Here is a 12,510-nt window from a genome sequence, read left to right on the forward strand (position 1 = left end):
GTAAACTCCTTTAGCATAAGTCGCCAAATTGATATTGCACAGCGGTAAGCGCTGAAAGTGCTGCGGTTTCCGTTCTTAGTATACGCGGGCCCAGGCGCATAGGTTTGAATCCGTGTTGTTCGGCGGCATGAACCTCAGCTTCACTAAACCCGCCTTCAGGTCCAATTAATAATTGTATACCTTTGTCTGCGTCATTAAACGATGACAATGGCTTGGTCGCAGTTGGATCCAGCGTGAGTTTTAACCCTTCGAATGGGCTTTGCACAAAGTCGTTTAATTGCTGGGCTGGTTTTACTGGCGGAACCACGCTGCGACCGCATTGCTCGCAGGCAGACTGAACAATCTTTTGCCATTGCTGTTGTTTCTTTTCGAGCCGGTCACCGCTCAGTTTAACGCCACAACGCTCACTGAACAGGGGAGTGATTTCTGTGGCACCTAGCTCAACTGACTTTTGCAACACAAAGTCCATGCGGTCACCTCGAGAAATCACTTGCGCCAAATGAACTCGGATAGGTGACTCCGAGTTATTCACCTGATAGCTTGTTGCGATAAAGTGAGCGGACTTCTTTTGAATTGAAGTAATACTCGCGTCGTAGTTGTGACCGTCACCGTTGAACAAAACAATGTTATCACCTACGTTTAAGCGCAGTACTTTGATCAAATGCTGAAATGCATCTGAACTCAATTCAGTTTCAGTTTTTAAGTTAATGGGATCGGGGTGATAGATCCGCGGTACTCGCATGCATTCGCCTTATTCGGACTTTTAGACGTCCAGAAGTAGAAAAAAACAGAGTGATCGGTTACATTATGCAACCAGTATTGAATGATTTCATCAAATTAAAGGAATAGTGGGCATATGTCACGTCACCTGTTTACCTCAGAGTCAGTGTCCGAAGGACATCCGGACAAAATTGCCGACCAGATCTCCGATGCGGTTTTAGACGCAATTTTAGAAAAAGATCCTAAAGCCCGGGTTGCCTGTGAAACCTATGTTAAAACCGGCATGGTACTCGTTGGTGGAGAAATCTCTACCCGAGCCTGGGTCGATGTTGAAGACTTAGCACGCCAAACAGTACAAGACATTGGCTACCGGCACTCCGACATGGGCTTCGACGGTGCGTCTTGTGCCGTATTGAATGCCATTGGTAAACAAAGTGGCGACATTAACCAGGGCGTTGATCGCGCGAATCCGGAAGAACAGGGGGCCGGTGACCAGGGCTTGATGTTTGGTTATGCCTCAAATGAAACGTCAGTCTTAATGCCTGCACCTATTACTTACGCGCATCGCATTATGCAGCGTCAGTCTGAAGTGCGTAATAACGGTACATTAGGTTGGTTGCGCCCAGATGCAAAAAGCCAGCTTACCTTTGTTTATGAAAATGGTAAGCCGGTTGCTATCGATACCGTTGTGTTATCAACCCAACACCGCGAAGATATTACTCAGGAAACGCTGCGCGAAGCGGTTATGGAAGAAATTATCAAACCAGTGCTGCCAGAGCAGTGGGTGTCAAAAGATACACAATTTCATATTAACCCTACGGGGCGGTTTGTGGTTGGAGGGCCGATGGGCGACTGCGGACTGACTGGCCGTAAAATTATTGTCGACACCTACGGTGGCATGGCCCGTCACGGTGGCGGTGCGTTTTCTGGTAAAGATCCGTCAAAAGTTGACCGCAGTGCGGCTTACGCCGCCCGTTACGTTGCCAAAAACCTGGTGGCTGCTGGTCTGGCTGAGCGTTGCGAGCTGCAAATCTCTTATGCCATTGGCGTTGCTGAACCAACCTCCATCAGCATTGATACTTTCGGTACGTCAAAGTATTCGGAAGAACAATTAATTGCTCTGGTTCGTCGTCATTTCGATTTACGTCCTTATGGTCTTATCAAAATGCTCGATCTGGAACGCCCAATTTATAAACAAACGGCAGCATACGGCCACTTTGGTCGCGAGAATCTGCCGTGGGAAAAAACCGACAAAGCAGCCGATTTACAGGCCGATATTTAAACACTATTTTGCCTATAAATTTGCTTGTACCCCCTGAAATGTGGAGAATACGCGCATCGCAAGTTGCTCTTCATCGTCCAGGGGGTTTTTCATGTCAGAACGTCAATATCTCGCCAATGCCATACGCGCACTTAGTATGGACGCGGTTCAGAAAGCCAAGTCCGGTCATCCCGGAGCGCCTATGGGTATGGCAGATATCGCAGAAGTCCTTTGGCGTGATTACTTAAAACATAACCCGAACAACCCAAGCTGGGCCGACCGTGATCGTTTTGTGCTGTCAAACGGACACGGTTCAATGCTTATTTATTCGCTGTTGCACCTGTCGGGTTATGACCTCAGCATTGATGACTTAAAGCAATTTCGACAGTTAGATTCAAAAACTCCGGGTCACCCTGAATATGGCTACACCCCCGGTGTTGAAACCACTACCGGACCGTTAGGACAAGGGCTTGCAAACGCCGTGGGTATGGCGCTGGCAGAAAAAGTGCTGGCGGCGCAGTTCAACCAGGAAAACCATGAAATTGTTAATCACCATACTTATGCGTTCCTTGGTGATGGCTGTTTGATGGAAGGGATTTCACACGAAGTCTGTTCATTGGCCGGAACCTTAGGGTTAGGCAAGCTAATTGCGTTCTATGATGACAACGGCATTTCTATTGATGGTGAAGTGGAAGGCTGGTTTACCGACGATACTGCGAAGCGTTTTGAGTCTTATGGCTGGCACGTTATTAACAAAATTGACGGACACGATTCTGCAGCCATTACTCAGGCAATTGAAAGTGCTCGGGCAAATGAAGATAAGCCCACACTGATTATCTGTAAAACGGTTATTGGCTATGGCGCCCCGAACAAACAAGGGTCCGAAAGCTGCCATGGAGCACCTTTGGGGGACGATGAAATTGTGGCCGCACGCAAGCAATTGAACTGGCCACACGAGGCGTTCGAAGTGCCTGCCGATGTTTACCAAAAATGGTCAGCGGTAGATAAAGGTGCTGCGGTTGAGTCGTCATGGAATAAGCGCTGGGTAGCTTATGAGCAAGAGTTTCCGCAGCTGGCAAAAGAACTGAAGCGTCGCCTAAACGGTGAGCTGCCGGAAGGGTTTGAAAACTCAGTGCACAACTATGCCAAACAGCTGCAAAGTAAGCCTGAAGCTATAGCAACACGTAAAGCGTCGTTGAATGTTTTGAATGAATTTGGTCCTAAGTTACCTGAGTTGTTAGGCGGTTCTGCGGACTTGGCAGGCTCTAACCTGACACTTTGGAACGACGCGAAAGGTATTACCGCGGATGACGCCAGTGGTAACTATGTGTTCTACGGTGTTCGTGAGTTCGGAATGTCGGCCATTATGAACGGCGTTACCCTGCACGGCGGTTTCAAAGCCTATGGCGCAACCTTCCTGATGTTTATGGAATACGCACGTAATGCGGTGCGTATGTCAGCACTGATGAAGCAGCCCAGTATTTTTGTTTATACCCATGATTCCATTGGTCTTGGTGAAGATGGCCCGACACACCAGGCGGTCGAACAACTGGCGAATCTGCGTCAGACCCCGAATCTGCAGTGCTGGCGCCCGTGCGATCCAGTAGAAACAGCAGTCGCCTGGGGGGCTGCAATACAAAGCAGTAAAACCCCGTCGGCTTTAGTCTTTAGTCGTCAGGGCATGCAACAGCAAGAACGTAACGAAGAACAGCTCACGAACATTGCCCGCGGTGGTTATGTACTCAAAGATTGCGACGGCGAACCCGAGGTCATTTTGATTGCCACCGGTTCCGAAGTTGACTTGGCTGTAGCTGCTTTCAATGAACTGTCAGAGCAGGGGCATAAGGTGCGTGTTGTTTCGATGCCATCGACCAATGTGTTTGATATCCAGGACGCGGAATACAAAGAGTCTGTATTGCCTTCAGGCGTAACTCGCCGTGTGGCAATAGAAGCGGCTATTGCGGATTTTTGGTTCAAGTATGTTGGTCTTAACGGCGAAGTCGTCGGAATGACAACCTTTGGTGAGTCCGCTCCGGCTGGTGACTTGTTTAAGCATTTCGGTATCACCACAGAAGAGACTGTAGCTGCGGCAAAACGCTTGCTGGGAGCTTAAATGAGCGAACCGACGCGTATTGCAATTAATGGTTTCGGCCGCATTGGCCGAAGCTTTTTGCGCGCATTGTATGAAAATGGCTACCGCGACAGCGTGCAGGTGGTGCTTATTAACGAACCGGCGGCTTCCGAAGCGATAGCGCATTTATTGAAATACGACTCAAGTCATGGCCGGTTCGGGCAAAAAGTGACACAGTCGGGAGATACCCTAACCGTAGCCGGGGATACTATCGCGTTAACTCATCAAACGGAGATTGAGGCCATTGACTGGCGCGCCCATCAGGTTGATTTTGTGATTGACTGCACCGGCGTTTATGGTAGTCAGGAAGATGGGCAGCGTTATATCAAACGCGGTGTTAAGCGGGTATTGTTTTCTCACCCGGGTAAGCCGGATGTGGATTTTACCGCTATTTATGGGGTGAACGAAAAAGAGTTAACCGCTGAGCATAAAGTGGTGTCCAATGGCTCCTGCACAACCAATTGTATTGTACCGGTCATTAAAGTGTTAGATGACACTTTTGGCATTGATTCGGGTGCCATCACAACCATCCACTCTGCCATGCACGACCAGCAAGTAATTGATGCTTATCACCCCGATCTTCGACGAACTCGCGCTGCCGGGCGCTCTATTATTCCGGTGGACACGCGTCTGGCTAGAGGTATCGAACGAATACTGCCTCACTTAGAGGGGCGTTTTGAGGCTATTGCTGTGCGAGTGCCAACCACGAATGTGACCGCTATGGATTTAAGTGTCACGCTGAATAGTGATGCGACCATCGAGCAAATAAACCACGTTTTGCGCGAGCAGAGTGAGCAGCAACTGGCAGGCATACTGGACTACACTGAAGAGCCTTTAGTCTCAATCGATTTTAATCACGATCCGCATTCGTCGATTGTTGACGGCACCCAAACTCGCGTTAGTCATAAGCGTTTGGTTAAGCTGCTGTGCTGGTGTGATAATGAATGGGGATTCGCTAATCGCTTGTTGGATACCGCCAAAACGATGGCTGAACAAATTGAACATTAAGTTTAGAGAGGATACCGCATGTCTGTCATTGCTATGACTGATTTGGATTTAAGTAATAAACGAGTTTTAATTCGTGAAGATTTAAACGTTCCGATCAAAAATGGAAAAGTCTCTTCCGATGCGCGTTTAAAAGCAGCAATGCCGAGCATTCAAGAGGCATTGAAAGCCGGCGCTAAAGTCATGGTAATGTCTCACCTGGGTCGTCCGACCGAAGGTGAATACGATGAGCAGTTCTCCATGCAACCGGTGGTAGATTATTTGCAAGAGGCGCTGGATTGCCCTGTGCGCCTATGTAAAGACTACCTGAACGGTGTTGAAGTGAGTGCTGGAGAACTGGTAGTTTTCGAAAACGTTCGCTTTAATACTGGTGAAAAGAAGAATGATGACGAGTTGGCTAAAAAATTAGCGAGCTTGTGTGACGTGTATGTGATGGACGCCTTTGGTACTGCGCACCGTGCTCAGGCATCCACCCATGGTGTGGCTAAATATGCACCAATTGCTTGTGCAGGCCCATTGCTTGCCGGAGAGCTTAAGGCGTTAAGCAAAGCACTGGAAAATCCTAAGCGTCCTTTGGTCGCTATTGTCGGGGGTTCGAAAGTATCAACTAAGCTGACTGTGTTAGAGTCACTGTCTGGTGTTGTGGATCAACTCATTGTGGGGGGCGGAATCGCCAATACCTTTGTCGCAGCGGCAGGGCACAATGTTGGTAAGTCACTGTATGAAGCTGATTTAACCGACGAAGCGACCCGCTTAATGGCTCAGGCAAAGTCTGAAGGTGGTGATATTCCGTTACCGGTGGATGTAGTGACGGGTAAGGAATTCAGCGCTGAAGCAACGGCAGAGACAAAAGCGGTTAACGCGGTTGCTGATGACGACATGATTTTTGATATTGGCCCTGAAACGGCTGAGCAATTAGCGTCTATTTTGAAAGGTGCCGGAACCATTGTCTGGAACGGGCCCGTCGGCGTTTTTGAATTTGAGCAATTTGGACAGGGCACAAAAACCATCGCCAACGCGATTGCAAAAAGCGATGCCTTTTCAATTGCCGGCGGTGGCGACACGTTAGCTGCAATTGATCAATACGGTATCGCTGATAAGATAAGTTATATTTCAACAGGTGGCGGGGCTTTTCTGGAATTCCTCGAAGGTAAAACATTACCGGCCGTTGCAATTTTACAAGAGCGGGCTAAAGACGCCTGAACACAAGTTTTAAATTAAGGAGTATTTTTTATGGCCCTGGTGTCATTACGACAGTTATTAGATCATGCCGCAGAAAACGACTACGGCGTACCGGCGTTTAACGTCAACAACCTTGAGCAGATGCGTGCAATTATGCAGGCTGCTGACGCAACGGACAGCCCGGTTATTGTGCAGGCCTCCGCTGGCGCCCGTAAATACGCTGGCGCACCTTTTCTGCGTCACCTAATTCAGGCCGCAGTAGAAGAGTGGCCACACATTCCTGTGGTTGTGCATCAGGATCACGGTACATCGCCTGCCGTTTGCCAACGTTCTATTCAGCTGGGCTTTAGTTCCGTAATGATGGACGGCTCGTTGCTGGAAGACGGAAAAACACCTGCTGACTATGACTATAACGTTAAAGTGACCAAGCAAACTGTTGAAATGGCACACGCCTGTGGTGTATCCGTTGAAGGCGAACTGGGCTGCCTGGGTTCTCTTGAAACCGGTGAAGCAGGCGAAGAAGACGGCGTTGGAGCGGAAGGCAAACTGTCGCATGAACAGCTACTGACTGACCCTGAAGAAGCGGCCGAATTTGTTAAGGCGACTAATGTTGACGCGTTGGCCATTGCCTGCGGTACCTCTCATGGTGCTTATAAGTTCACCCGTCCACCCACTGGCGATATTTTGGCCATTGATCGCATTAAAGAGATTCATCGTCGCATTCCGGGTACACACTTGGTGATGCATGGTTCATCATCTGTACCTCAGGAATGGTTAAAAATTATCAATGAGTTTGGTGGCGAGATTCCGGAAACCTATGGTGTACCGGTTGAGCAAATCCAGGAAGGTATTAAACATGGTGTTCGTAAGGTCAATATCGACACCGATTTACGTTTGGCTTCCACGGGGGCTATTCGTCGCCATTTGGCGGAGAATCCGTCAAACTTTGATCCGCGTAAATTCTTTACCGCGGCAACTCAGGCGATGGAAGATATTTGTCGTGCGCGCTACGAAGCGTTTGGCTGTGCCGGTATGGCAAGTAAAATTAAGCCAATTAACTTAGAATCAATGTTCCAGCGCTATGAAAATGGCGAATTAGACGCCATTATTAAGTAATACAGAACGTTTATTACAGAGATAAATACGAGGTTAGTGTGCGATTTTCTTTATTATTCGCGAGTTTATTTTTACCCGTTGCAGCAAGTGCGCAAACGTTCATGTTTGACGACGCTGATGACATGGATACAAAAACCGTTGAGGAGTGGCAGGCAAGTGCTGAGTTTGGTTTGCTTTATACTTCAGGCAATACAGAAACTGAGACTTTAAAAGGCAAGCTGAATGTCTCTCGGGACATTGAGAACTGGCGGCATAAAGGCGTTTTCGATTATTATACGTCTGAGCAGGAGAACCAGGAAACAGGCGAATCTATTGAGACGGCAGATCGTATGTTTATCTCGGCGCAGAGTAACTATAAGTTTGCTCCGGACAGTCGCTCATCACTGTTTGTTTTCGGTTCTTATGAAGAAGATGAATTCAGCGGTTTTGCCTATCAGGCAACCGTGGCAACCGGTTACGGTGCTCGGTACCGTTACGATGAAAATGTCTATGCAGACTATGAAATTGGTCCGGGTTATTCGCGTACAAAACCGGTTCAAATTGAAGGTGAACCGCCAGTTGATGCCGAAGGACAGATGATTCTCCGTGTCGCGGGCAACTTGAGTTGGAAGATTTCTGAAAACTCACAGTTTAGTGCGCTATTGTCCTCAGAATTAGGGGAAGACAATACCAAGAGCAAAGGTGAACTGTCCGTTTCGTCAAACATTAACAGTTCGTTGGCGATGAAGTTTTCTATTGGAGCCACTCATAACTCACATGTTGCTGATGAGAGTATTGAAAAGCTTGATACAGAAACAGCAGTAACCTTGGTTTACTCTTTTTAAGGTGCTAACCTTTTGCACTTGAAAGCCGTGGCATTGCCACGGCTTTTTTATTGCGAGAAAGCCGAACAATATTGAATAATTAATCAAATCTTACGGTTCCCTTTATCTTTATATTTCGCTAACATTCGCGGCAGCTAAGATTGGCTGAAAAAATCGGATATTGTTATGTCAGTGAACTCATTTCTTGGGGTGTTTGCAAAATCCCCTATAAAACCGATGATTGAGCACATGGACGAAGTGCACCGCTGCGCTTATGCGCTTAAAGATTTCTTTAAAGCGGTTTATTCAAAGGACTGGCAAAGCGCAGAAGTCGCTCGCGCAACCATCGTGAAGCACGAATCGAATGCGGATGATATGAAGCGCAAAATCCGCCTTAACCTTCCCAGCGGTTTATTTATGCCTGTAGAGCGAGCTGACTTGCTCGAGCTGGTTTCTCAACAGGACAAAATTGCGAATAAAGCCAAAGACATCTCCGGTCTGGTTACTGGTCGCGAACTGCCTATTCCTGAAACCTTGGTAAAAGATTTTGATGCGTATTTAAGTCGCTGTCTGGATGCTACCGATAAAGCTCGCGAAACCATTGGTGAATTTGATGATTTGCTAGAAACCGGCTTTAAAGGGCGCGAGCGCGATCTTGTCGACAACTTCATTGCCGAACTTGACGCGATTGAAGCTGATACCGACAAGCTTCAAATTCAGTTACGCCAGGATCTACGCAAAATTGAACTGGATATGAACCCAGTCGATGCGATGTTCTTGTACCGCATTTTGGACTGGGTTGGCGACTTAGCTGATTTAGCCGAGCGAGTGGGTGCACGTTTCGAATTAATGCTAGCACGCGTCTAAGCGGAGTCTGATTCATGGATATTATTTCTAGCTACAGCTTTCTGCTTATTGCGATGGCAGCGGCCTTTGGTTTCTTCATGGCGTGGGGTATTGGTGCAAATGATGTCGCCAATGCTATGGGAACGTCTGTCGGCTCTAAGGCTTTGACAATAAAGCAGGCGATTATCATTGCAATGATCTTTGAGTTCGCCGGTGCCTATTTAGCGGGCGGCGAGGTTACCTCAACCATTCGCAAAGGTATTATCGACTCTGCTTACTTTGTCGACCAGCCTGAACTGCTCGTTTTTGGCATGATCTCGGCGCTATTAGCGGCTGGGTTTTGGCTATTAATCGCTTCCTACCTCGGGTGGCCTGTATCAACCACGCACTCGATTATTGGTGCCATTGTCGGTTTCTCTGCTGTTGGTGTCAGCATGGAATCAGTTCAGTGGGCGAAAGTCGGGGGTGTTGTTGGAAGCTGGGTGGTTACCCCTGCCATATCAGGCTTTATTGCTTATCTCATATTTATGAGTGCACAAAAACTGATATTTGATCGAACCAATCCGCTGAAAATGGCGCAACGCTACGTACCTTATTATATGGGGCTGGCGGGTTTTGTACTGTCGTTGGTAACGATCAAAAAAGGACTTAAGCACGTCGGCTTGGATCTTGGCGGCCTGGAAGGGATTGTTTGGGCTCTGGGTATAGCGGCACTGGTTTTCTTTATTGGTAAGTTGGCTATCAGCCGTCTGAAGTTTAATCCGTCAGATGACAAAGACATGCATTACACCAATGTTGAAAAAGTGTTTGCTGTGCTTATGGTGGTAACCGCCTGTGCTATGGCATTTGCTCATGGTTCAAACGATGTGGCTAACGCCATTGGGCCACTTGCTGCCGTTGTAAGTGTAGTGACCAGTGGTGGTGATATTAGCAGTAAAGCGCAGTTGGCTTGGTGGGTATTGCCTTTAGGTGGTATCGGCATTGTGGCTGGCTTGGCTATGCTAGGCAAGCGTGTTATTGCGACCATTGGTAACGGCATTACGCATTTAACCCCGAGTCGCGGCTTTGCTGCTGAGCTCGCAGCGGCGTCGACCGTAGTTCTTGCTTCGGGTACCGGGTTACCAATATCAACCACCCAAACGCTGGTAGGTGCGGTGTTAGGTGTTGGTATGGCACGCGGTATTGCCGCCTTGAACCTTGGTGTTGTCCGTAACATTGTTATTTCGTGGGTAGTAACGCTGCCAGCGGGCGCAATCATGTCGATTGTTTTCTTCTATATTTTGAAAGCAATCTTCGGCGTCGCGTAACAAACGCCATCTACTATAGAGCCCCGCCGTCAGCGGGGCTTTTTTATGCTATTCAAAAAATTTAGTTTCCTTCAAACTTTTTTCCTTCCATTATCGACTTAGTAATAAAACCACGGAAACAAAGTCTTGTGTTCAAACCGTCAGAAAAGAAACAAATAAGAAAGGCGTTAGGTGGCGATCAGCGAGCCTGGCTATGGTTAGTTCAGCGCTATGAGAAGCTGGTTTATCATTACGGGTTGCGCATGCTTCCGAGTCAGGCCGATGCATTGGATTTACTGCAAGACACCTTTACTAGTGTTTTTAAAAGTTTAGCAAACTGGCGTGAGGAAGAACATTTTAAAGCATGGTTAATGACTATTGCTCATCATCGGTGTGTTGAATTTTATCGACGTCGGAAACTTGAAGAACAGTGGCAAGTGGAAAGCCACGATGAAGTGGACGAAGGAGACTGGTCCCACCCAGAACGCTTTTATACGCAAGGAGAGAACGTTCGAAGACTCCTGCAGGCAATGCAGTTACTTTCAATAGAGCAAAAAGCGGTTGTTGATGCAAAGTTCTTTCAGCATTTGACGCTGCCGCAAATAGCGGAACAGCAAAGAATATCGGTTAATACCGTGAAATCTCGTCTGTATGTATCGGTCGATAAACTAAAACAGTATTTGGAGGAAGCTCATGAGTCATCAAAATCAGCATGAGTTTGAACAGCGGATTTCGGAAGTAAGTGAGAGTTACATAGAGTCCGAAGTCCCGCCCTGGGATAGAGCGCAAACCATGACTTACAGAAAAGAGCCCTTGGCATTTTGGCAACGCCCCATAGGGTTCATATCGTTAGCGTTCTCTTTTCTGGCAATAACAGTCGTGACAGTGCAATTTTATAAGGCGGAATTGGAAGCCTCTATAGATCAGCGGGTTGAAACGCTTGTGGCTAAAGAAATGTCGGTTTTTAAGGAAGAGCAAGAAACAGCCTTTGCAATGCATGGTAGAGAATTGCGCGAGGATTTTAGAAAACAGCTTTCGGCTTCGACGACACAATTAGCGACTTATATTTTGGCGACTAACCGAAAAGAGCGTCAACAGAATTATTCTCAGTTGGTTGAATATATGAACGAAGCCCGGGAAGAAGATTATGATTTTTATGCGACACAGTTACGGCAGTTACAGTCCTCTGTGTGGCCGCCATTAACGGAGAAAAAACAATGAAAAAGTGGATAGTAGCGTTAAGTGTCGCTGGCACGCTAATGAGTAGTAGTGTTTTAGCGAATGAATATGATTCGCTGGAAAAGCAGATGAATATTCTGGCTGAAATTCTCGAAACGTCGGTTGAACAAGAAAGTGAAAAAGGAGAGCTACCCATATCGCGGTTTGAATACAGCTATCTTAAAGGGCAGGGGGTTGTTCTGTTTGCTGACTCGGGACGTATGCCGTGGCGCTTTGTTGTACCGAATATGCCCGAGCCACCAATGCCACCAGACGTAGGCGAAATGAATGAGTTTGCTGAGCGCATGGATTTGGATGCAATTATTGAGCAAGGATTGCGCAGTGCTCACAGAGTCTTAGGTCAACTCAACGGTGAGTACTCAAATGAGTGGGTCGAGATGGCTGAAAGCGCAAGGGATACCGCTTGGGAAATTCGCGACAAAGAACGTGAGTTGCGAGACCTGGAGTTTGAATTACGTACGGCCGACGAATCTCGTCAAACGGGAATTGAGAAAGAGAAAAAGCAGCTGGAAATGGAGCTATCCAATTTGCGGGAAGAACAGAAAGCGCTGCAACAACAAGCGTCAAGCTTAAAATTGAAGTTAAAAGAAAAGCGGCGTGAACTTGAAGAAAAACGAGTAGCGACACGTGAAAGTTTATTGAAGCGATTTGAAACCACTCTCGCAAATACCCTATGTACATATGGAGTAACGCTCAAATCGTTACCAGAGAATGAAAAAGTGAATGTTATCTTGAGAGACTTTTATCCGTCGAAGCAAGGAGAGTCTCAGGATCAGTTGTATGTTTTTGATAAATCTGAATTGATCCAGTGCGTAACCGAAGGTAATGCACAGTCCCTTATTGAATCGGCCAGTCGTTATCGCTTCTGATAGTAAAAGCAGTTTGGCAGCCTGCAACAGTGACAGGCTGCCTACTTTCCAG

Annotated in this window: 12 protein-coding genes; 11 read left to right on the forward strand and 1 reads right to left on the reverse strand. The window is 47.4% G+C overall.

Annotated features, from left to right (window positions below; genetic code table 11):
- Positions 1–10: 10 nt before the first annotated feature.
- The gene (locus RBK99_RS04310; RefSeq protein WP_317503416.1) at positions 11–742 is read right to left on the reverse strand and encodes a 16S rRNA (uracil(1498)-N(3))-methyltransferase; all 732 of its coding nucleotides are present in this window, start codon (positions 740–742) and stop codon (positions 11–13) included.
- A gap of 114 nt (positions 743–856) precedes the next feature.
- Between RBK99_RS04310 and metK the strand changes: the two genes are divergently transcribed.
- The 11 genes from metK to RBK99_RS04365 all read left to right on the forward strand — a co-directional run bounded on the left by metK (position 857) and on the right by RBK99_RS04365 (position 12,458).
- A complete protein-coding gene (metK, locus tag RBK99_RS04315) occupies positions 857–2,002 on the forward strand; it encodes a methionine adenosyltransferase (protein ID WP_317503417.1) in 1,146 nt (381 codons plus the stop codon).
- Between the two features lie 91 nt (positions 2,003–2,093).
- Positions 2,094–4,094, forward strand: a complete 2,001-nt coding sequence (tkt, locus tag RBK99_RS04320) for a transketolase (protein WP_317503418.1) — start codon at positions 2,094–2,096, stop codon at positions 4,092–4,094.
- Positions 4,095–5,120: an erythrose-4-phosphate dehydrogenase gene (gene epd, locus RBK99_RS04325; protein ID WP_317503419.1), complete on the forward strand. Its 1,026-nt coding sequence runs from the start codon at positions 4,095–4,097 to the stop codon at positions 5,118–5,120.
- A gap of 18 nt (positions 5,121–5,138) precedes the next feature.
- Positions 5,139–6,320, forward strand: coding sequence for a phosphoglycerate kinase (locus RBK99_RS04330; protein WP_317503420.1), 1,182 nt, complete (start codon positions 5,139–5,141; stop codon positions 6,318–6,320).
- Positions 6,321–6,350: 30 nt separating this feature from the next.
- Complete coding sequence (gene fba / locus RBK99_RS04335) at positions 6,351–7,415, forward strand: class II fructose-bisphosphate aldolase (protein WP_317503421.1); 1,065 nt, start codon at positions 6,351–6,353, stop codon at positions 7,413–7,415.
- Between the two features lie 38 nt (positions 7,416–7,453).
- On the forward strand, positions 7,454–8,239 hold the full coding sequence (locus RBK99_RS04340; protein ID WP_317503422.1) for a DUF481 domain-containing protein: 786 nt from the start codon (positions 7,454–7,456) through the stop codon (positions 8,237–8,239).
- A 165-nt stretch (positions 8,240–8,404) separates the two neighbouring features.
- A complete protein-coding gene (locus RBK99_RS04345) occupies positions 8,405–9,085 on the forward strand; it encodes a TIGR00153 family protein (protein ID WP_317503423.1) in 681 nt (226 codons plus the stop codon).
- Between the two features lie 14 nt (positions 9,086–9,099).
- Positions 9,100–10,371: an inorganic phosphate transporter gene (locus RBK99_RS04350; protein WP_317503424.1), complete on the forward strand. Its 1,272-nt coding sequence runs from the start codon at positions 9,100–9,102 to the stop codon at positions 10,369–10,371.
- 128 nt (positions 10,372–10,499) lie between these two features.
- On the forward strand, positions 10,500–11,066 hold the full coding sequence (locus RBK99_RS04355) for an RNA polymerase sigma factor (RefSeq protein WP_317503425.1): 567 nt from the start codon (positions 10,500–10,502) through the stop codon (positions 11,064–11,066).
- Complete coding sequence (locus tag RBK99_RS04360; protein ID WP_317503426.1) at positions 11,044–11,571, forward strand: hypothetical protein; 528 nt, start codon at positions 11,044–11,046, stop codon at positions 11,569–11,571. The genes RBK99_RS04355 and RBK99_RS04360 overlap by 23 nt, the downstream gene beginning before the upstream one ends.
- The gene (locus RBK99_RS04365; RefSeq protein WP_317503427.1) at positions 11,568–12,458 is read left to right on the forward strand and encodes a hypothetical protein; all 891 of its coding nucleotides are present in this window, start codon (positions 11,568–11,570) and stop codon (positions 12,456–12,458) included. The genes RBK99_RS04360 and RBK99_RS04365 overlap by 4 nt, the downstream gene beginning before the upstream one ends.
- Positions 12,459–12,510: the final 52 nt, after the last annotated feature.

Origin of the sequence: Idiomarina solivarensis (assembly GCF_033052755.1) — a bacterium.
In the GTDB taxonomy this organism is placed as follows: Bacteria; Pseudomonadota; Gammaproteobacteria; order Enterobacterales; family Alteromonadaceae; genus Idiomarina.